The following is a 19,223-nucleotide window of genomic DNA, read 5'->3' as shown; positions in this document are numbered from 1 at the left end:
AAGGCTAAGCCGGTGTAGCTCAGTCGGTAGAGCAGCTCATTCGTAATGAGAAGGTCGGGTGTTCGATTCATCTCTCCGGCACCAAATGAAAAGCCCTGATTCGCAAGAGTCAGGGCTTTTTCATTGGCGGCTCCGGAGCAACAACCCAGCCCACCACTGGACAACAAGAACAGGCGGTGCGACCAGTGGGTGGCGCAGATCAACCCACTGCCGGGACATGCGATACAGCGCTGCCAACAGGGGGGGCCGCCACTCGGTGCGCCCACCCCCATCGTCAACAATGGTGTCGCGCGTGTGTTGCGCCCGCCAGATGGCAGCTTAGGTGTTTGCAAACATCGGCAACTGATGCAGACTGTGCGCTTCAACTTGCCACCACAGGTTGCCCGGTCAACTGACGACAGGCCACACACCAAAGTCTCACACCTCCACAACCAGCACCATCATGAGTGTCGAACGCAGAGGCAGCATGGACCGCCGCACTGGCAAGGATCGCCGCCAGGAAGAAAAAGGTCCTCCCACCAATTTCGAGCGGCGCCGAGCCATCGAGGCGCGCCAGCCCGAATTGACAGAGCTACACATGAGCGAGGATGAGCTCAAGGCATTGGGCTTTGCGCCCACGCCCAAAGGCAACCCTCGCAAGACAGGCTAGGTACAGCGCCCGGTCCGGGTGCGCTTGTGGGCCCGCCCTGCTCCGCGTGTCATCCCATGGCACAGCTTGCGCCGCATATGCCTACTGCTCGATACCAGAGAGCGGCAGGCTGATCAACCGGTGTGCCACCATATCCAGCGCGGGCCTCGCGTTGCCTTGTTTGTCCGCCCAGACACGAGGATTCAAGCTGCCAGAAAGCGCCACTGAATCACCGTCGCGCAACTGGTGAAGTGACGCGCAGAGACCCTCGTCAAAGGCGATGACGTTGATGAAAAGCACTTCGCCCTCTACCGTACTGGCTCTCACCTTCGCCAGTGTGTAGGCCTTGCCCGCTTTGTCCGTGCGGCGCTCCGCCTCACCGTAAAGCCGTCCGGCTACCAAGCCATCAATCATGAAGGTCTCCATGCCCATCGTGGGCGTATTGTTGCGCCCCTCCCTGGCCCCGTCATCACTGCACTGCCGATGCCACCGGCAAGGGCGCCTGACGTCGCCGCACGCACGGCACGCAAGCACAGTGTGTGCATGGAGCAATGCGCCACCACCGAACCGCAACGCTGACGCCGTTAAAACCAGCGGAGGAGAAAAGCAAAAAAGCCCAGAACCTTTCGGCTCTGGGCTTTTGCTATCAATGGTCGGCGTGGCGGGATTCGAACTCGCGACCCCTTGCACCCCATGCAAGTGCGCTACCAGGCTGCGCTACACGCCGACAAGACTTAGATTATATGCAGAAAAAAGCTCAGTTCAGAGAAAGTAGCGCACGAATTTCAAATAATTCTTGGCGCACTGCGTTGGAGTCCAGAGAGAAGCCCGCAGCAACGATGGAAAGGTCGCGCGCGCTGTCCACCAGCATGCTGGGTGGCTCTGCGTCCTGCGACAGAGAAGCCTCGTCCGACCCAACAACTTCTCGCGCAGCATGTGCAAGCTCTTGCAGGCGATTGCGCGCTCCACTGATGGTGAAGCCCTGGTCGTACAGCAGATCACGGATGCGGCGAATCATCAGCACCTCATGGTGCTGGTAATAACGCCGGTTGCCACGCCGCTTCATGGGCCGCAGCTGCGTGAACTCCTGCTCCCAGTAACGCAAAACATGCGGTTTGACGCCGCACAGCTCCGCAACCTCACCAATCGTGAAGTATCGCTTGGCGGGAATGGAAGGGAGGGTGGTGCCCATGAGATGCGTGTTCAAACGGGAAAGCTTTCAAGCGTACTGCAGACCAGCCTGCACCGCCAGCCACCAAGAACATCTTGGCAACAAAAACAGCACAAACTCACGCAACAGCGGCCGTCTGAATCTGCTCCTTGAGTTTGCTGCTGGCATGGAAAGTCACCACGCGACGCGCCTTGATGGGTATGGCCTCGCCCGTGCGTGGATTGCGCCCGGGACGGGGAGCCTTGGTGCGGATCTGAAAGTTACCAAACCCCGAAAGCTTCACGTCCTTGCCTTCGACAAGGCTTTGGGCAATCAAGTCGAAGAAGGCATCGATCATGTCCTTGGACTCGCGCTTGTTCAAGCCGATCTGATCGAACAACAGATCCGCCAACTGCGCCTTGGTCAGTGCCGGTGTTTCCAGGCTTTCAACTGCGAATTCGATCATGGCTCGTCACTCCCCTTGGACATCATCACACCCGCAGACGGGCGCCCGTGCGCTGCGTCAACTGAGTGATCACGGATTGCATCGCTGCGTCGATTTCTGCCTCAGTGAGCGTGGCTTCATCGCGCCCCAGAGTGAGGCGCACGGCCAAGCTCTTCTCGCCGGGGGCCAAGCCACCCGCAGGCGCCTCTTCGCCCGCCCGCAGCGCCTTGGGCCGATACACGTCAAACAGCACGGCAGAGCGGAGCATGCCACCCGGGACGGCCTGCTCTACCGCACCCATGATGTCGGCGTGCGTCACGCGCTCTGCCACCACCACGGCCAAATCTCGTTCGACAGCCTGGTGTTTGGTCACCTGCTTGAACTGAGGCACCACACGCTGCAGCACGGCGTCAAGCTCCAGTTCGAACATCACAGGCGCCTGAGGCAGGTCCCACGACTGGCGCCACTGGGGGTGCAATTCGCCCACGAAGCCCATGGCACGCCCATCGACCAGCACGCGGGCGCAACGGCCAGGGTGCATGGCGGGGTGGGTGCCGGGCTCGAACGTTGCGCGCAGGGGGGCCAGAAGCGCTTCCACGTCCCCCTTCACATCAAAGAAGTCGATGGCCTGGTCCTTGCGACCCCACTGCAGCATGTCGTTCGGACCATACGCCAAGCCCGACACGCGCATGGGCTGGTGAAAGCCTTCGACCGTGGTGTCGGTGTTGCGCACGCCGCCGTCGCGCAGGAACACACGGCCCAGTTCGAAGACGCGCACCCGCTCGGCCTTGCGGTCCAGGTTGAACTTCAAAACTTGTAGCAGAGAACCCAATAAAGTCGAGCGCATCACGCTCATCTGACTTGCGATCGGATTGAGCAGCTTGATGGGTTGCGGGTTGGCAGCCAGCTCGTGCTCCCAACGCTCCTCCACAAAGCTGAAATTGATCGTTTCCTGATACCCCAGGGCTGCCAGCGAACGGCGCACCGCAAACGGGCTGCGCGTGGCCTCGAGCGCTAGCTTGGGCGTAATGGGTGCCAGCGGTGGAGTGGTCGGAAGGTTGTTGTAGCCCACCATACGGGCCACTTCTTCGATCAGGTCTTCCTCGATGGTGATATCGAAACGGAACGACGGCGGCGTGACCGTGAGCGCACCTTCGCCCTGCACCACCGGCAGACCCAGGCGGGTCAGCGCGTCGGCGCATTGCACCTGCGTCAGCGGCATGCCGATGACCTTGGCAGCACGCGCCACGCGCAGCGTGACAGGCTGTGGCACAGGCAAGTTCACCACTTGGTCGTCCATAGGGCCGCATGCTGTATCGGCCGTACCGCAGATATCGATGACGAGTTGGGTAATGCGCTCGATGTGCTCCACCGTCAGGCTCGGATCCACGCCGCGCTCAAAACGATGGCCGGCATCCGTCGAGAAGTTGAAGCGGCGCGAACGGCCTGCCACCGCCTTGGGCCACCAGAAAGCCGCCTCGATATAGATGTGCCGGGTTTCATCAGACACCGCCGTGGCGTCTCCGCCCATGATGCCCGCCAGCGATTCTACCTGGCTGTCATCGGCGATCACGCCCACCTTGTCATCCACCGTGATGGTGTTGCCATTGAGCAGCTTCAGCTGCTCACCCGGCTTTCCCCAGCGCACGTCCAGGCCACCATGGATCTTGTCCAGATCAAAAATGTGCGAAGGACGTCCCAACTCAAACATCACATAGTTGGAAATGTCTACCAGCGGCGACACACCACGCTGGCCACAGCGTGCCAGGCGATCGAGCATCCACTGAGGCGTGGCAGCCCGCGTATTCACGTTGTGCACGATACGGCCGGAGAAACGGCCACACAGGTCAGGCGCGCTCACTTTGACGGGCAGTTTGTCCTTCAGCTTTGCGGCCACGGCAGGGAACGATGGATTTTTTAGCGGCGTACCCGTCAATGCGGACACTTCTCGCGCGATGCCATAGACGCTCAGGCAATGCGCAAGATTGGGCGTGAGCTTGAGCGTGAACAGCGTGTCGTCCAGGTTCAGGTGTTCGCGGATGTCCTGGCCCACGGGGGCTGAGGCATCCAGCTCCAGCAGGCCTCCATGGTCCTCTGACAATTTGAGCTCACGGGCGGAGCACAACATGCCTTGGCTTTCCACACCGCGCAGTTTGCCCACCTTGATGAGGAAAGGTTTGCCATCGTCACCCGGCGGGAGCTCGGCACCCACCAGTGCGCAAGGCACCTTGATACCCACGCGGGCATTGGGCGCACCACAAACGATGTTCAGCAGGGCGTCCTGCCCCACGTCCACCTGGCACACACGCAGGCGGTCGGCGTCTGGGTGCTGTACCGCCTCCTTGATCTCACCCACCACGATCTTGGTGAAAGGCGGGGCCACGGGGCGCAGCTCCTCCACCTCGAGGCCGGCCATCGTCAGCGTTTCGGCCAGCTCGGCCGTCGTCAAAGGGGGGTTGCAGAACTCACGCAACCAGGATTCAGGAAATTGCATAGTCGGACACTCTTGTACGGAAGGTGCGCAGCACGGCCACAGGGCACGCGCACGGCGCGAAGTCGGCGGGCTTTACTGGAACTGCGACAGGAAGCGGATGTCGCCGTCAAAGAACAGGCGCAGGTCATTGACGCCATAGCGCAGCATGGTCAGGCGGTCGGGTCCCATGCCGAATGCAAAGCCGATGTACTTCTCAGGGTCAAGACCCATGTTGCGCACCACGTTGGGGTGCACCTGGCCCGAGCCAGCCACTTCGAGCCAACGACCTGCCAGCGGGCCCGTCTGGAACTGGATATCGATCTCGGCGCTGGGCTCTGTAAACGGGAAGAAACTGGGACGGAAGCGCAACACGAGATCGTCGCTCTCGAAGAACGTACGGCAGAAATCCGTGAAGATGACTTTCAGGTCCTTGAAACTCACGTTCTCACCAATCCAGAGACCTTCGCACTGGTGAAACATGGGCGAGTGCGTAGCGTCGCTGTCCACGCGGTAGGTACGGCCGGGTGCAATGACGCGGATCTCGGGCATAGCCTGACCGGCATCGAGCGCAGCCCGGTGCTTTTTGACATGCTGGACCGCATGGCGGATCTGCATGGGGCTGGTGTGTGTGCGCAGCAGGTTGGGAGCGGTGGCAGTGCCGCCCTCCACATAGAACGTGTCATGCATGGAACGCGCAGGATGGTCTTCCGGCGTGTTCAATGCTGTGAAGTTGAACCAGTCGGTCTCGATCTCGGGGCCTTCGGCGACGTCGAAACCCATGGAACCGAAGATGCCCTGGATGCGTTCAAGCGTGAGCGACACCGGGTGCAAGCCCCCCTGCCCGCGCTGACGGCCTGGCAGGCTCACGTCCAGTGCTTCGGCCTTGAGCTGCAATTGAAGTTCGGCATCGGCCAGAGCTTGGCGGCGAGCGGTCAGTGCAGCCTCGATGGCCTGCTTGGCAACGTTGATGGCTGCGCCGCGGGATTTCTTTTCCTCGACGGACAGCTGCGCCATGCCCTTCATGAGCTCGGTCACGCGACCTGACTTGCCCAGAAACTGCGCCTTGGCGTTTTCGAGGTCAGCAGGGGTTGCGCTTTGGGCAAACAGTTGCGTCGCGCTCTCGACCAGGGAATCCAACTCGTTCATATCGACTCTTGAAAATGAACAAGGGCTAGTGCCTTTTCAAGCCCTAGCCCTTGCTGTTATTGCGCAAGCAGCTATCAGAACGATAGCCGCTCATCGTGAACTCAAGCAGCCAGCTTGGCCTTGACTTGCTCCACGATGCTGCCAAAGGCAGCCTTGTCGTGCACTGCGAGGTCGGCCAGCATCTTGCGGTCGATCTCGATGGATGCCTTCTTCAGGCCGTTGGCGAACTGGCTGTAGGTCAGGCCCAGTTCACGGGCAGCGGCGTTGATACGGGCGATCCACAACTGGCGGAACACGCGCTTCTTGGTGCGGCGGTCACGGTAGGCATATTGCCCAGCCTTCATTACCGCCTGTTTGGCGATACGGAAGACGTTACCGCGGCGACCACGGAAACCCTTGGCAAGGGCGAGAACTTTCTTGTGACGGGCACGGGCCGTTACACCACGTTTGACGCGAGGCATGTATGTACTCCTTGTTCGTCAGTAAATTAAACGCCCATGCCGGGCAGCATCTGTGAAATCGAGCCCATATTGGTCTCGTGCACAGCAACCGCACCACGCAGATGGCGCTTGTTCTTGGTGGTCTTCTTGGTCAAGATGTGACGTTTGAAGGCTTGACCGCGCTTGACGGTACCACCTGGACGAACGCGGAAACGTTTTTTCGCGCTGCTCTTGGTCTTCATTTTGGGCATGTGAATGCTCCTTTTTCGTTGTGCTCGTGAGGCGTTTGCAAACCGATCTGCAAACTTGTTGGCCCCGAGCCACTTTTATCGAAAGGCTTTCACCTTCCGGTCGGCAGTGCTCGAAAGCCCCGCCTTTTCAAACACCCCGCCCCTTCGGGCGTGGCGCTCAAAATCTGACACTGATTGGCAAACCTACGCCGCCGCACCCGTTGCTGGGGCCGCGCCTTCAGCCGCTGGCTTGGCCGCGGGCTTCTTCTTGCCCGGAGCAATCATCATGATCATCTGGCGGCCTTCCAACTTAGGAAACTGCTCAATGATGATGCTGTCAGCCAACTCGTCACGAATCCGGTTCAGCAAAGCCAAGCCGAGTTCCTGGTGCGTGATTTCACGACCGCGGAACCGCAGCGTGATCTTGCACTTGTCGCCATCCGCCAAAAAGCGGCGAATGTTGCGCATCTTGATGTTGTAGTCGCCATCGTCCGTTCCGGGGCGGAACTTGACTTCCTTGATCTCAATGACCGTCTGCTTGGCTTTGGCTTCTGCCGCACGCTTTTGCTCTTGGTACTTGAACTTGCCGTAGTCCATGAGGCGGCATACCGGCGGATTCGCCGTAGCGGCGATTTCCACCAGATCCACGTCCAGCTCACCGGCCATGCGCAAGGCCTCCATGAGGCTGACAACACCCAAAGGCTCGTTGTCCGGCCCGGACAGGCGGACTTCCGGGGCCATGATTTCACGGTTCAGGCGGTGCTTGCGCTCTTCCCGGTGGCGACGATCACGAAATTCAGTAGCGATGGCTATCTTCCTTGAATCAAAATGCTACAAATAAAGTAGCTACTTCCGCACAGTCCGCGAGCGGCAAAGCAGTTTTGTGTTCAAAATCAGGCTTTGGTGGCGATGTCGTTAGCGATCAATTCAATGAACGCATCCACCGACATCACGCCGAGATCACGATTACCCCGGGCTCGCACTGCGACGGCGCCGGCTGCCTTTTCCTTGTCGCCTGCGACGAGGATGTAGGGCAGCTTTTGCATCGAATGCTCCCGTATTTTATACGTAATCTTCTCATTGCGCAGATCCAGGGCCACCCTAAGGCCTTGATTGGGCAGCGCTTTTTGCAGTTTTGCTGCGATTTCACGACAGTAATCGGACTGAGCGTCAGTGATGTTCAGCACCGAAACCTGCACGGGAGCGAGCCATGTAGGCAAGGCCCCCGCGTGCTGCTCGATCAGAATGCCAATGAAGCGCTCCAAGCTACCAACGATGGCGCGATGCAGCATGATGGGCCGATGGCGGGCGCCATCTTCACCCACAAACTCTGCGTCCAAGCGCTCGGGCATATTCGGATCCACCTGAATCGTGCCGCACTGCCAGGGGCGCCCCAGCGCGTCCTTGAGCGTGTACTCGATCTTGGGACCGTAAAAGGCGCCCTCTCCGGGCAGGTATTCAAAATCGCAACCGGATGCCCTTAGACCCTCAGCCAAGGCGTTCTCGGCACGGTCCCAGCTTTCCTCGCTACCGATTCGCTTCTCAGGCCGTGTGGACAGCTTGTAGATGATGTCCGTGAACCCGAAGTCCTTGTAAACCTTCTGCAGCAACGTGGTGAACGCCACGACTTCGGACTGGATCTGGTCTTCAGTACAGAAGATATGGCCGTCGTCCTGTGTGAATGCACGCACGCGCATGATGCCGTGCAGCCCCCCAGTCGGCTCGTTGCGGTGGCATTGGCCGAACTCACCAAACCGCAAAGGCAGGTCGCGGTAGCTCTTGATACCTTGCTTGAAAATGATGATGTGCCCAGGGCAGTTCATCGGCTTGAGCGCGTAGTCGCGCTTTTCCGACTCCGTGACAAACATGTTCTCGCGGTATTTGTCCCAGTGCCCGGTTTTCTCCCACAGGCCCTGGTCCAGGATCTGCGGCCCCTTGACCTCCTGGTAGCCGTTGTCGCGGTACACGCGGCGCATGTACTGCTCCACCTCCTGCCACACCGTCCAGCCCTTGGGGTGCCAGAACACTGTGCCAGGCGAGTGTTCGTCGATGTGGAACAGATCCAACTCGCGGCCGAGTTTACGGTGGTCGCGCTTTTCTGCCTCCTCCAGCATCGTCAAATACTGCTGCAGCTCATCCTTGGTAGCCCAGGCCGTGCCATAGACCCGCTGCAGCATCTCGTTACGATGATCGCCACGCCAGTAGGCGCCCGCAACCTTCATGAGCTTGAAGAACTTGAGCTTGCCGGTGCTGGGCACGTGGGGGCCGCGGCACAGATCTTCGAAATTGCCTTCGCGGTACAGGCTCACGTCTTCGTTGCTGGGAATGCTTGCGATGATCTCGGCCTTGTAGTGCTCACCCAGGCCCTTGAAATACGCCACGGCCTCGTCACGCGGCAGCACGCGGCGCACCACGGGCTCGTCCTTGGATGCCAGTTCGGCCATGCGCTTTTCAATCGCCACCAGGTCTTCAGGCGTGAAGGGGCGCTTGTAGGCAAAGTCGTAATAAAAGCCGTTTTCGATCACCGGGCCGATAGTGACCTGCGCGTCAGGGAACAGTTCCTTGACCGCGTAGGCCAGCAAGTGAGCGGTGGAGTGACGAATCACCTCCAGGCCATCCGCATCCTTGGCCGTCACGATGGACAGCGCGCTGTCAGCCGTGATCTGGTAGCTGGTGTCCACCACCTTGTCGCCGATCTTGCCCGCCAGGGCGGCTTTGGCCAGACCGGCGCCAATGGAGGCGGCCACCTCGGCCACGGTGACGGGGCCCGGAAACTCGCGCTGTGAACCGTCGGGAAGCGTGATGTGAATCATGGGAGCAACTCTTTCTCTGTGATCAGTGCAATGGGTGCGGGCACGTGCCAGGCCCGTAAAACAAAAAAGCGCGGAACAGGTCCGCGCTTTTTGGAGGTGTGTGCAATCTCGTGCAGGCGCGAACAGCCAGCCTCAACGGCCGGTCAACATCTCCGATGTAGTTCGCGGTGTCATAACCAGATTGCCTTTCTCGCTCTTGTGCAGTGAATTTCGCCAGATTTTAACCCTAGCACCCAGAAAAAAAGCCCGAAGCATCTGCTTCGGGCTTTTTCGAGTGCATTTGGCGCCACAACGAAGCGGCGCTGAGCCCCGCAGATCAGTGGAACTGCTCTTCTTCGGTCGAACCCGTCAGGGCCTTCACGGAGGACGAGCCGCCCTGGATCACCGTGGTCACGTCGTCGAAGTAGCCTGCGCCCACTTCCTGCTGGTGCGACACGAAGGTGTAGCCCTTTTCGCGAGCTGCGAATTCCGGCTCTTGCACCATTTCGGTGTAGTGCTTCATGCCTTCGCCCTGAGCGTATGCATGGGCGAACTGGAAGGTGTTGAACCAGTTGATGTGGATGCCGGCCAGCGTGATGAACTGGTACTTGTAGCCCAGAGCCGACAGGTCTTCCTGGAACGAAGCGATCTGCTTGTCGTTGAGGTTCTTCTTCCAGTTGAACGATGGCGAGCAGTTGTACGACAGCAGCTTGCCGGGGCAGGCAGCGTGCACGGCTTGTGCAAACTCACGGGCAAAGCCGATGTCTGGAACGCCGGTTTCGCACCACACCAGGTCCGCGTAGGGGGCATAGGCCACGCCACGGCTGATGGCTTGTTCCAGGCCATTCTTCACGCGGTAGAAGCCTTCTTGCGTGCGCTCGCCGGTCAGGAAAGGCTTGTCGTTGGCGTCGTGATCGGACGTGATCAGGTTGGCGGCTTCGGCGTCGGTACGGGCCAGCACGATGGTGGACACGCCCATCACGTCAGCGGCAAAACGTGCGGAGATCAGCTTTTCGCAGGCTTCTTGCGTAGGCACCAGCACCTTGCCACCCATGTGGCCGCACTTCTTCACGGCAGCCAGTTGGTCTTCGAAGTGCACGCCGGCTGCACCTGCAGCGATCATGTTCTTCATCAGTTCGAAGGCGTTCAGCACGCCGCCGAAGCCGGCTTCAGCGTCGGCCACGATGGGCAGGAAGTAGTCGATGAATTCCTTGTCGCCGGGGTTGATGCCACGGCCCCACTGGATTTCGTCGGCGCGCTTGAAGGTGTTGTTGATGCGGCGAACCATGGTGGGCACCGAGTCATACGCATACAGCGACTGGTCGGGGTACATGGTTTCGGATGTGTTGCCGTCAGCGGCGACTTGCCAGCCCGACAGGTACACGGCTTCGAGGCCAGCCTTGGCCTGCTGCATGGCTTGACCGGCAGAGATGGCGCCGAAAGCGTTGACGTAGCCCTTCTTGGCACCGCCGTTGATCTTGTCCCAGAGCTTTTCGGCGCCGCGCTTGGCCAGCGTGTGCTCGATGGGCAGCGAACCACGCAGACGCACCACGTCGGCAGCGGAGTAACCGCGCTTCACACCCTTCCAGCGGGGGTTGGTCGCCCAGTCTTTTTCCAGGGCGGCAATTTGCTGTTCGCGGCTCAGTTGTTCGTTGAGGGATTGGGGCATGAGATCACTCCAGGGGTTGGTTGAAAACGCCGGGCTGCTGTGTGCCGCCCTTGAAGACAACTTTAAGTCTTCTATAAGACTTGCGCAAGCTCTTATGTCTTATAGAAGAGATAAATTTTCTTCTTTCAAAACAACCACTTAACCACGTGATTTCTCAATACAGAAATTGATTTCTCATATCGAGAAAAATTGCGGCAATGCAACATCTATCGCATTCCACATCAAGAAATTTAACTTTCGTATTGTGATAATTCAAGCGGGCGCAGTGCCAACTGCCCTGAGCCAGTCGCCATGTTCGATCCGGCGTGCGCCCTCTGTGTATCGGGGATGGATCTCGTACACCAGACAAGACAGCCGCTGGCCCTCAACTGTCACCACGATCTCGCGCTTGAGGTATTCGTCGGTCGGGTCATCTCCGCCCAGTCCTTCGATGGCATCCAGAACTCCCTCCAGCGCAGGCTCGATGGCGTACACCTCGCCATGCACCGGCTGATCGCCACCCAGCGTCATGCCCGGATAAGCCCCCAGGTGAAACAACACTCCCGGCACCTGCGCAAAACCCACCCAGTGTGGCGCAGGCAACAAGCGCGTGATGTCGTTCGACCCACCGCGGCGCAAGGTGCCGTATAAAAACACATGGCGTGGGGTGCCAGCAGGCAAAGAAGGCTCGGGCATGATGCGCAGTCGTTTTTGATTGAACAGCGCCCCAGTCTAGTGAATACGCCCGCTCCCAGCCGCCCTTTCGCCTATGTGTGCCTGGCCCTCAGCATGTCGCTGGTGGGCAGTTATGTGGCACTCTCCAAACCCTTGGCAGCCGTGCTGCCCGTGCTCTTGCTGGCCTGGATGCGCTTTGGCATCGGGGGCATCGCCATGCTGCACTGGCTCAAGAAGCCCGACAACGAGCCGCCACTGACGCCGCAGACCAAACGGCTGCTGTTCCTGGAGTCCTTTCTGGGCAACTTTCTGTTCACCATCTGCATGATCTATGGCGTGAGCCTGACCGACGCGGTCTCGGCAGGGGTGACCATGGCAGCCATTCCTGCAGCCGTGGCATTGTTGGGATGGGCATTTCTGGGTGAACGGGTGGCGCCTCGCACCTGGATGGCGGTGCTTTGTGCGGTGATTGGCATTGCCCTGTTCTCACTATCAAAACCAGAGCACGCAGCGCATATGGAACCTGCGCTTGGAGCCAAAAACACTGCAAACCATGCCTGGTGGGGCCAAATGCTGCTGCTGGGGGCAGTGATTTGCGAGGCCGCATACACGGTGATCGGCAAGAAGCTGACCGGCAGCCTGGGGCCCAAGCGCATCACCTCGCTCATCAACCTGTGGGGCTTTGTGCTGACGACACCGTTTGGCCTGTACTTCGCGCTGGACTTCCCGTTTGCCTCGGTGGGATGGGGCACCTGGCTATTGCTGCTGTTTTATGCGCTGGCCGCCTGCATGTGGACGGTGTGGCTGTGGATGACCGGGCTCAAGGCCGTGCCCGCTGCGCAAGGCGGTGTTTTCTCGGTCATGCTGCCGGTGAGTGCTGCGCTGGTGGGCGTGCTGTTTTTGGGCGAGGTATTGACTGGCCTGCAACTGGTCGCCTTTGTCATTGCCCTGGCCAGCGTGTTGCTGGCCACCCTGCCCTCGCGCGCGGCGCTGCGCGTAGGGCGGCGGAGCGGCAGCGCCGGCTGACTGGCCCTTCGGCAACCGTCTTCACCATCCCACCACGGGGACTGGACAGACTGGGCAGAACCAGAGAAGGCCGGACTCAGCCGTGCAAGGGCTGCGCACTGACCACGATGCCATCGGCATCGGCATACAGCCAGTCGCCGGGGCGCACGGGCACGCCCTGGATCGACACAGCCACATCGCGTTGCCCCTCGCCACGCCGCTCGGTGGGCAGCGGCATCAGCGCCAGCGCGCGGATGCCGACGGCTTCCGCGTTCAGCTCGGCCACGTCACGCACACAGCCGTCCACCACGATGCCGGCCCAGCCATTGCGGGCGGCGGCTGCCGCCAGGTTGCCGCCCACCAGGGCCCGGCGCAGCGAACCGCCGCCATCCACCACCAGCACCCGGCCCTCGCCTGCTGACTCGACAGCCGCCTTGACTTGGGTGTTGTCCTCGTGGCACTTGACGGTGGTGACGGGGCCCGCGAACGCGGCAACGCCCCCAAAGCTCTGGAACACCGGGGGCAGCACGCGGAACGCACCGCTGGTGTCGCCCTTGTGGACGTCACAAAAGTCGCAGGTGGCAAACGGCGTGAGGGGAAGAGGCGAAGCTGCAGCCATTCCAAGATCCTTTCAGTCAATCAAACGGTTCCAACAATCAAACCCGCCCCAACGGCAGCGGCGAGCACGAACCCCACACCGAACGCCCCCTCGCTGCGGCACACGCCTGCGGGCGAGCCGCGTTCGTTGAGCGGCAAATCTGTTGTGCAAGATTGTGCTGCAGCAGCAGCCACCACAGACGCGGTGCCCAACGCCGCACCCAGAAGATGCCCCCGGGGAACCGCACTTGAAACCCGCCCTTTGCCGCGTGTTTGTCAAGCCTGGCGCGCCTTGGCGGCCTATTGCTGCGGGGTGCGCGGCGCCACCGCTACAAATCGAGGCAAAAAAAGCCGTTTCTCCCTTGGAAACGCGTTTTTTTCCCATTAGCATCAGCCTGCCAGTGGGAAAGCGTCGTTTTCGCTGGTAAAAATTTATTCCCAACAAGGACAACCCAACATGGCAACTGCAAAAAAAGCTCCGGCAACCACAGCCCCAGCAGCCAAGAAGGCCGCTGCACCCGCCAAGAAGCGGACCCCTAACGCCGCTTTCATGAAGGCGCTCACGCCCAGCCCCGCGCTGGCCGCTGTGGTGGGCTCGGCTCCTCTGCCGCGCACGGAGATCATCAGCAAGCTGTGGGTCTACATCAAGGCCAACAACCTGCAGGACGCCACCAACAAGCGCAACATCAACGCTGACGCCAAGCTCAAGGAGCTGTTCGGCAAACCCCAGGTCTCCATGTTTGAACTGGCTGGCCTGATCGGCAAGCACGTCAAGTAAGCCCTGGCGCTTTGCGACCCGCGTCGCACCCGTAAAAGAACCGGCTCTGCCGGTTTTTTTACGCCCATACCCTGTCGAAGTGTGGCGCGCCCGCATCAATGCAAATGAGAATGACCCGCATTTGATGTAACATAAAGCTGCACGACGACGCACAGCCATGTTGATCTAGCCACTGCCTCTCGCCTGCTCTTGGTGCCCCTGCGCGCCACCTGCACACCCCTATTGACGGAGGCCCTCTTGGCTAAATCTCGCGCCCAGCGCCGCAGCGGCATGCTGCGTTCTTCTCCCGCATTCGTTGCTTCTCCCGCCACCCTGTTGCCCCAGGCTTCGCAATCCGACAGGGCCTTGCTGCCACTGGGCGCGCTGATGCTGGCCGCCTCGATGGGCGCCATGGCGCAGACCGGCACGTCCGAGACCACCCTGTCCACCGTGACGGTGAAGGAAGCCGCTGAAGTCCAGGGCAAGGACACCCTGCTCATCAAGAAGACCACCGTGGGCAAGGGCAAGCAGGACATCAAGGACATCCCCCAGTCCGTGACGGTGTTCACCGAAAAGCTGATGAACGACCGCAACCAGGACGACTTCCGCGAAGTGCTGCGCACCACGGCGGGCGTGACCTTCCAGTCCGGCGAGACCGGTGAAGAAGACGTGCGCCTGCGCGGCTTCTCGCTGGGCCTGGCGGGCGACATCTACGTGGACGGCATGAAGGACGCCCCGCTGATCGAGCGCGACACCTTCAACAACGACCGCATCGAAGTGCTCAAGGGCTCGGCCTCCATGCTGTTCGGCAAGGGCTCGACCGGCGGCGTGGTCAACCAGGTCAACAAGTACCCGCTGCTGATCGACCAGCACGAAGCCGGCTACACGCTGGGCACCGGCAAGTACCACCGCGCCACCGGCGACTTCAACTGGGTGACGGGCGAGAACTCGGCCTTCCGCCTCAACGCCATGGTGCAGGAGTACGACAACTACGGTGCCAAGCAGGACAAGCGCGGCATTGCACCCACCTTTGCCTGGGGCATCGGCACGCGCGACGAGTTCTCCGTCGGGTTGTACTACCTCGAATCCAAGGGCCGCCCGCTCTACAACCACCCCTGGCGCCTCTCGGCCGACGGCAAGATCAACATGCCGCTGGAAGCCGGCAAGTACTACGGCCTGGCCAGCGACCACAACGACACCACATCGCAGTACTTCACGCTGGGCCACATCCACCGCTTTGACGACAGCGGCGAGCTGACCACGCGCCTGCGCTACGGCAAGTACGAGCGCGACCTGCTGGCCAGCACCATCGGCTTCCAGAACAGCGCCATCACGCTGGACCAGATCAACAGCAACACCGTGCTGACCCGTGGCTCCAAGGGCCGCGTGGGCGAGAGCAATGTGCTGCAGGTGCAAAGCGACTACAGCAACACCTACAACTGGGGTGGCAAGAAGCACGCGGTGCTGACCGGCGTGGACTACTACGACGACGACGCCAAGCGCAACCAGAACTACGCCAACACCACCACCCGCCCCACCACCACGGTGGGCACGCCCAACGACGGCGCGTGGGTGGCCGACGGCCGTGCGCCGGTGCAGTGGAACACGTTCACATCGCGCAACCTGGGCCTGTACTTCCAGGACACGGTCTCGCTGAGCGACACGCTCAAGCTCGTCGGCGGCCTGCGCTACGACAACTTCCGCGCCGCGTACCACAACGCCGCAGGCAGCCTGAGCAACTCGCGCTCCGACAGCCTGTTCAGCCCCCGCGTTGGCATGATCTTCCAGCCTGACGAGCTGACCTCGTACTACCTGTCGTACGGCACTTCGTACAACACCTCGGGCGACACCTACCAGTTTGGCAACCCCGGCACCACCACGGCGCGCACCGCCAACACCGACCCAGAAAAGAGCCGCAACATCGAAGTCGGCGGCAAGTTCGAGCTGTTCGAGCGCCGCGCCCTGCTGGGCGTGGCTGCCTTCTACAGCCAGAAGTACAACGAGCGCAACACCGACCCCGACACCGCTGCCGCGCAAGAACTGCTCTCGGGCAAGCGCCACGCCACCGGCATGGAGTTCAACCTAGCGGGCCGCCTCACTCCCCAATGGGAACTGTTCTTCAACCACACCTGGATCCCGTCGGCCAAGATCGACAAGAGCAACGTGGTGCTGGCCGCCAACGGCGGCGGCGCGCAGGTGCAGGGTGACCGACCCGGCCTCACGCCCAAGCACAGCGGCAGCGTGTGGAGCACCTACGCCGTCACCTCCAAGCTGCGTGTGGGTGCTGGCCTGACATACCGCGCCAAGCAGAACCCCGAGGGCTCGCGCGCCGTGTACGCCAGCGGCTTTGCGGTGGTGGACGCCATGGCCGAGTACGCGTTTGACGACAAGACCTCGCTGAAGCTGAACGTGAGCAACCTGTTCGACCGCACGTATGCCGAAGGCCTGTACCGCGGCTTCTACACGCCCGGCGCCCCGCGCGCTGTGCAGCTGACGCTGAAGACACGCTTCTGACGCACCTCTGAAGTCCCTCGAATGAACCGGCCCCGGCACTGCCCGGGGCCGGTTCACAATGGCTCCATGTTCCTGCACATCCAAGACGTTCTCACCGCCGACGAGGTCGCGTTCTCCCGGCAAAAGCTCTGGGCGGCCGACGCCCCCTGGGTGGACGGCGCCCGCAGCGCGGGCGGCCAGGCGGTGCACCAGAAAAACAACCTGCAGCTCGCACAAGCCAGCGAGCTGTCCGCCCAGCTCCAGGGCCTGGTCAAGGCCGCGTTGAATCGCAACGCCCTCTTCTTTTCGGCCGCGCTGCCGCGCCGCATCTACAACCCGCTGTTCAACAAGTATGGTGATGGCGCCAACTACTATGGCAACCATGTGGACAGCGCCGTCATGCACTCCCGCGCCGACAGCTGCTGGGTGCGCAGCGACCTGTCGTGCACGCTGTTCCTCACGCCGCCCGACGACTACGACGGTGGCGAACTGGTGATTGCCGAAGCCCTGGGCGAGAAGCGCATCAAGCTGCCTGCGGGCGACATGATCCTGTACCCCAGCAGCACCGTGCACCAGGTCGCGCCGGTCACGCGCGGGCACCGCGTGAGCAGCTTCTTCTGGGTGGAGAGCATGGTGCGCGGGCTGGAGCAACGCCAGTTGCTGTTCGACATGGACATGGCCCTGCTCAAGCTGCGCCAGACCCACGGCGACACCGACCCGTCGGCCATCGCGCTGTCGGGCACGTACCACAACCTGCTGCGCATGTGGGCCGATGTGTGAACCGCAGACCCCTACCCCACGGCTGCGACCGGGGGTATGAGACACCCCGCAAAAACTATTATTTTGATAGCACCCAGCGCATGATCCACTATCGCTTGGTGCTATTTTTGTTTGTATGACCCAATTTCCTGCACGCCACACCATCCCCCCGGGCCTAGTCACCCTGGCCGACCACGAGCAACACGCGCGCACGCAGCTGGACGACAACGCCTGGGCGTACTTCAGCGGCGGCGCGGCCGACGAGATCAGTCTGCACGCCAACCGCAGCGCCTGGGACGCCCTGCCCCTGTGGCCCCGCGTGCTGCGGCCGCTGGCGGGTGGGCACACCCGGGTGCCCCTGCTGGGCCGCACGCTGGCGCACCCCATCCTGCTCGCACCCGTGGCCTTCCAGCGCCTGGCGCACCCCGACGGCGAACTGGCCATGGCCTATGCCGCAGCGGCGCTGGGCGCGGGCGTGGTGCTCAGCACCCAGGCCAGCGTGTCGCTGGAGAGCGTGGCCCAGGCCGTCCTGCCCGACCCGGGGCGCGGCCCGCTGTGGTTTCAGCTCTACCTGCAACCCGACCGTGGCTTCACCCAGGCACTGGTGCAGCGTGCCGAAGCGGCCGGCTACGAGGCCCTGGTGCTCACGGTGGATGCCCCCACCAGCGGCGTGCGCGACCGCGAACGGCGTGCGGGCTTTCGGCTTCCGCCCGGCGTGGGCCCCGTCAACCTGGCAGGCCTGCAGGCACCCGCCCCTTCCGCATTGGGCCCCGGCCAGAGCGCCCTGTTCGACGGCCTGCTCCACCATGCGCCCACGTGGGACGACATCGCGTGGCTGCAATCCATCACCCGGCTGCCGGTGCTGCTCAAGGGTGTGCTGCACCCCGCCGACGCGCGCCAGGCCGTTTCGCTGGGCGCTGCGGGCCTCATCGTGTCCAACCATGGCGGGCGCACGCTGGACACGGCCCCTGCCACCGCCACCGCGCTGCCCCGTGTGGTGAAGGCTGTGCAGGGCAAGGTGCCGGTGCTGGTGGACGGCGGCATCCGGCGCGGCACCGATGTGCTCAAGGCCATGGCGCTGGGCGCCTCCGCCGTGCTGGTGGGTCGCCCTGCCATTTGGGGCCTGGCCAATGCGGGGGCGGCGGGCGTGGCCCATGTGCTGCGCCTGCTGCGCGACGAATTGGAGGTCGCCATGGCCTTGACCGGCTGCTCCACCCTTGCCGAAGCGACTTCCGCGCTGTTGGACGGCCGCGACGAGCCCGCGGCGGGCGAGATCTGAGGCCCGGGGTATCGGCAGCTCCACACGGGCAGGTGCGCCTTCCCCCTGTCGGCAGGAATGATTTATTGCAAATGCGATAGATTCGTATTTATAATCTCAATCATCCTTTCAACAGCCAGCCACACTGCCTGCCGCCATGATCGTCTGTGTTTGCCGCCGGGTTTCGGACCGTGAGATTGCCCGCCATGCCCGTGCTGGCATGAGCTTCGATGAGATCCAGTTCGAACTGGGCGTGGCCACCCAATGCGGATGCTGCGAAAGCTGCGCCCGCGACGTGGTGGCGCAGTGCAGTGTCTCGAACCCGGTAGCCGCCTTGCGCAACGATGCGGCGCCGCAGACGATCCAGCTTGCCAGCTCCATCCTGGAAAGCAAGTCATGGAACTCCTCTCTACCCTCGCAGGCAGCCTGATCCTGGTCGCAGGTTCGGCCTGGTGGATCTTTCGCAAATAATCCGGGTTTACCCGGCAGCGTCCGCCCTATGCTAGGGGCGGCGCTGCCCTTCCTTTCTTTTTATGTCTCACCCTGATCGTTTCGCCCCCCCTGGCGGTGTGAGCCGCAATGCCGTGATCGTCGGCTCCGTGGTGGCGCTGCATGTGGCGGGCATCTGGGCCCTGCAGTCCGGCCTGGTGCGCAAGGCGGCCGAGGTGATCGTGCCGGCCGAACTGCTCAGCGAATTCATCGCGCCGCCCGCCCCGCCCAAGGTCAC

At 61.9% G+C, this 19,223-nt stretch carries 19 protein-coding genes, 2 tRNA genes and 1 pseudogene; 9 read left to right on the top strand and 13 right to left on the bottom strand.

What is annotated here, in order from left to right:
• Window positions 1–8 precede the first annotated feature (8 nt).
• Both AC07X4_RS11130 and AC07X4_RS11125 read left to right on the top strand, forming a co-directional pair.
• Window positions 9–84, top strand: a tRNA-Thr gene (locus AC07X4_RS11130).
• Between the two features lie 382 nt (window positions 85–466).
• Window positions 467–649: a hypothetical protein gene (locus AC07X4_RS11125; RefSeq protein WP_056063784.1), complete on the top strand. Its 183-nt coding sequence runs from the start codon at window positions 467–469 to the stop codon at window positions 647–649.
• Window positions 650–730: 81 nt separating this feature from the next.
• Here the strand turns inward: AC07X4_RS11125 and AC07X4_RS11120 are convergent, their stop codons facing one another.
• The 12 genes from AC07X4_RS11120 to AC07X4_RS11065 form a co-directional block, all read right to left on the bottom strand.
• On the bottom strand, window positions 731–1,042 hold the full coding sequence (locus AC07X4_RS11120) for a single-stranded DNA-binding protein (RefSeq protein WP_494740112.1): 312 nt from the start codon (window positions 1,040–1,042) through the stop codon (window positions 731–733).
• Between the two features lie 236 nt (window positions 1,043–1,278).
• Window positions 1,279–1,355: transfer RNA gene (locus tag AC07X4_RS11115), tRNA-Pro, on the bottom strand.
• A gap of 30 nt (window positions 1,356–1,385) precedes the next feature.
• On the bottom strand, window positions 1,386–1,820 hold the full coding sequence (locus tag AC07X4_RS11110) for a MerR family transcriptional regulator (RefSeq protein ID WP_099730505.1): 435 nt from the start codon (window positions 1,818–1,820) through the stop codon (window positions 1,386–1,388).
• A 97-nt stretch (window positions 1,821–1,917) separates the two neighbouring features.
• Window positions 1,918–2,244, bottom strand: a complete 327-nt coding sequence (locus AC07X4_RS11105; protein ID WP_056063789.1) for an integration host factor subunit alpha — start codon at window positions 2,242–2,244, stop codon at window positions 1,918–1,920.
• A gap of 25 nt (window positions 2,245–2,269) precedes the next feature.
• Window positions 2,270–4,717, bottom strand: a complete 2,448-nt coding sequence (pheT, locus tag AC07X4_RS11100; protein WP_494740088.1) for a phenylalanine--tRNA ligase subunit beta — start codon at window positions 4,715–4,717, stop codon at window positions 2,270–2,272.
• Between the two features lie 72 nt (window positions 4,718–4,789).
• A complete protein-coding gene (gene pheS, locus AC07X4_RS11095; RefSeq protein ID WP_056063795.1) occupies window positions 4,790–5,842 on the bottom strand; it encodes a phenylalanine--tRNA ligase subunit alpha in 1,053 nt (350 codons plus the stop codon).
• A gap of 101 nt (window positions 5,843–5,943) precedes the next feature.
• Window positions 5,944–6,303 carry a 50S ribosomal protein L20 gene (rplT, locus tag AC07X4_RS11090; protein WP_005795139.1) on the bottom strand — a complete coding sequence of 120 codons (360 nt, stop codon included), beginning with the start codon at window positions 6,301–6,303 and terminating at the stop codon, window positions 5,944–5,946.
• 26 nt (window positions 6,304–6,329) lie between these two features.
• Window positions 6,330–6,533, bottom strand: a complete 204-nt coding sequence (gene rpmI, locus AC07X4_RS11085; protein ID WP_008904041.1) for a 50S ribosomal protein L35 — start codon at window positions 6,531–6,533, stop codon at window positions 6,330–6,332.
• 183 nt (window positions 6,534–6,716) lie between these two features.
• Window positions 6,717–7,325: a translation initiation factor IF-3 gene (infC, locus tag AC07X4_RS11080; RefSeq protein ID WP_082522461.1), complete on the bottom strand. Its 609-nt coding sequence runs from the start codon at window positions 7,323–7,325 to the stop codon at window positions 6,717–6,719.
• A gap of 80 nt (window positions 7,326–7,405) precedes the next feature.
• A complete protein-coding gene (thrS, locus tag AC07X4_RS11075) occupies window positions 7,406–9,325 on the bottom strand; it encodes a threonine--tRNA ligase (protein WP_494740087.1) in 1,920 nt (639 codons plus the stop codon).
• A gap of 316 nt (window positions 9,326–9,641) precedes the next feature.
• Window positions 9,642–10,973, bottom strand: a complete 1,332-nt coding sequence (gene aceA / locus AC07X4_RS11070; protein ID WP_494740086.1) for an isocitrate lyase — start codon at window positions 10,971–10,973, stop codon at window positions 9,642–9,644.
• 252 nt (window positions 10,974–11,225) lie between these two features.
• Window positions 11,226–11,648, bottom strand: a complete 423-nt coding sequence (locus tag AC07X4_RS11065) for a gamma-glutamylcyclotransferase family protein (RefSeq protein ID WP_494740085.1) — start codon at window positions 11,646–11,648, stop codon at window positions 11,226–11,228.
• Between the two features lie 93 nt (window positions 11,649–11,741).
• Here AC07X4_RS11065 and AC07X4_RS11060 point away from each other — a divergent pair, with 93 nt between their 5' ends.
• Window positions 11,742–12,653, top strand: a complete 912-nt coding sequence (locus tag AC07X4_RS11060) for a DMT family transporter (RefSeq protein WP_494740111.1) — start codon at window positions 11,742–11,744, stop codon at window positions 12,651–12,653.
• A 76-nt stretch (window positions 12,654–12,729) separates the two neighbouring features.
• Here AC07X4_RS11060 and rraA read toward each other — a convergent pair whose 3' ends face one another.
• Window positions 12,730–13,251: a ribonuclease E activity regulator RraA gene (rraA, locus tag AC07X4_RS11055; RefSeq protein WP_056063808.1), complete on the bottom strand. Its 522-nt coding sequence runs from the start codon at window positions 13,249–13,251 to the stop codon at window positions 12,730–12,732.
• Between the two features lie 435 nt (window positions 13,252–13,686).
• On the opposite strand from rraA, the gene AC07X4_RS11050 reads away from it, so the two are divergent.
• The 6 genes and pseudogenes from AC07X4_RS11050 to AC07X4_RS11025 all read left to right on the top strand — a co-directional run.
• A complete protein-coding gene (locus AC07X4_RS11050; protein ID WP_015014555.1) occupies window positions 13,687–14,007 on the top strand; it encodes an SWIB/MDM2 domain-containing protein in 321 nt (106 codons plus the stop codon).
• Window positions 14,008–14,277: 270 nt separating this feature from the next.
• The gene (locus tag AC07X4_RS11045; protein WP_494740110.1) at window positions 14,278–16,500 is read left to right on the top strand and encodes a TonB-dependent receptor; all 2,223 of its coding nucleotides are present in this window, start codon (window positions 14,278–14,280) and stop codon (window positions 16,498–16,500) included.
• A gap of 66 nt (window positions 16,501–16,566) precedes the next feature.
• Window positions 16,567–17,259 carry a Fe2+-dependent dioxygenase gene (locus tag AC07X4_RS11040; RefSeq protein WP_494740084.1) on the top strand — a complete coding sequence of 231 codons (693 nt, stop codon included), beginning with the start codon at window positions 16,567–16,569 and terminating at the stop codon, window positions 17,257–17,259.
• Between the two features lie 115 nt (window positions 17,260–17,374).
• On the top strand, window positions 17,375–18,517 hold the full coding sequence (locus tag AC07X4_RS11035; RefSeq protein ID WP_494740083.1) for an alpha-hydroxy acid oxidase: 1,143 nt from the start codon (window positions 17,375–17,377) through the stop codon (window positions 18,515–18,517).
• A 136-nt stretch (window positions 18,518–18,653) separates the two neighbouring features.
• On the top strand, window positions 18,654–18,926 hold the full coding sequence (locus tag AC07X4_RS11030; protein WP_056063825.1) for a (2Fe-2S)-binding protein: 273 nt from the start codon (window positions 18,654–18,656) through the stop codon (window positions 18,924–18,926).
• 103 nt (window positions 18,927–19,029) lie between these two features.
• Window positions 19,030–19,223, top strand: a pseudogene (locus tag AC07X4_RS11025) (energy transducer TonB); the annotation flags it as partial.

The sequence above is a fragment of the Acidovorax sp. GW460-11-11-14-LB4 genome, assembly GCF_059423685.1.
Note: the sequence above shows the minus strand (reverse complement) of the source record. Positions and strands in the feature narration are given on the sequence as shown.

Excerpts from the sequence above, each read along its gene's own strand:
- pheS (WP_056063795.1), bottom strand. The coding sequence starts at position 5,842 with ATGAACGAGTTGGATTCCCTGGTCGAGAGCGCGACGCAACTGTTTGCC.
- AC07X4_RS11035 (WP_494740083.1), top strand. The coding sequence starts at position 17,375 with ATGACCCAATTTCCTGCACGCCACACCATCCCCCCGGGCCTAGTCACC.
- aceA (WP_494740086.1), bottom strand. The coding sequence starts at position 10,973 with ATGCCCCAATCCCTCAACGAACAACTGAGCCGCGAACAGCAAATTGCC.
- AC07X4_RS11065 (WP_494740085.1), bottom strand. The coding sequence starts at position 11,648 with ATGCCCGAGCCTTCTTTGCCTGCTGGCACCCCACGCCATGTGTTTTTA.
- rpmI (WP_008904041.1), bottom strand. The coding sequence starts at position 6,533 with ATGCCCAAAATGAAGACCAAGAGCAGCGCGAAAAAACGTTTCCGCGTT.
- AC07X4_RS11050 (WP_015014555.1), top strand. The coding sequence starts at position 13,687 with ATGGCAACTGCAAAAAAAGCTCCGGCAACCACAGCCCCAGCAGCCAAG.
- AC07X4_RS11105 (WP_056063789.1), bottom strand. The coding sequence starts at position 2,244 with ATGATCGAATTCGCAGTTGAAAGCCTGGAAACACCGGCACTGACCAAG.
- AC07X4_RS11040 (WP_494740084.1), top strand. The coding sequence starts at position 16,567 with ATGTTCCTGCACATCCAAGACGTTCTCACCGCCGACGAGGTCGCGTTC.
- pheT (WP_494740088.1), bottom strand. The coding sequence starts at position 4,717 with ATGCAATTTCCTGAATCCTGGTTGCGTGAGTTCTGCAACCCCCCTTTG.
- AC07X4_RS11110 (WP_099730505.1), bottom strand. The coding sequence starts at position 1,820 with ATGGGCACCACCCTCCCTTCCATTCCCGCCAAGCGATACTTCACGATT.
- thrS (WP_494740087.1), bottom strand. The coding sequence starts at position 9,325 with ATGATTCACATCACGCTTCCCGACGGTTCACAGCGCGAGTTTCCGGGC.
- AC07X4_RS11045 (WP_494740110.1), top strand. The coding sequence starts at position 14,278 with ATGCTGCGTTCTTCTCCCGCATTCGTTGCTTCTCCCGCCACCCTGTTG.
- rraA (WP_056063808.1), bottom strand. The coding sequence starts at position 13,251 with ATGGCTGCAGCTTCGCCTCTTCCCCTCACGCCGTTTGCCACCTGCGAC.
- AC07X4_RS11030 (WP_056063825.1), top strand. The coding sequence starts at position 18,654 with ATGATCGTCTGTGTTTGCCGCCGGGTTTCGGACCGTGAGATTGCCCGC.
- AC07X4_RS11060 (WP_494740111.1), top strand. The coding sequence starts at position 11,742 with ATGTCGCTGGTGGGCAGTTATGTGGCACTCTCCAAACCCTTGGCAGCC.
- AC07X4_RS11125 (WP_056063784.1), top strand. The coding sequence starts at position 467 with ATGGACCGCCGCACTGGCAAGGATCGCCGCCAGGAAGAAAAAGGTCCT.
- rplT (WP_005795139.1), bottom strand. The coding sequence starts at position 6,303 with ATGCCTCGCGTCAAACGTGGTGTAACGGCCCGTGCCCGTCACAAGAAA.
- AC07X4_RS11120 (WP_494740112.1), bottom strand. The coding sequence starts at position 1,042 with ATGATTGATGGCTTGGTAGCCGGACGGCTTTACGGTGAGGCGGAGCGC.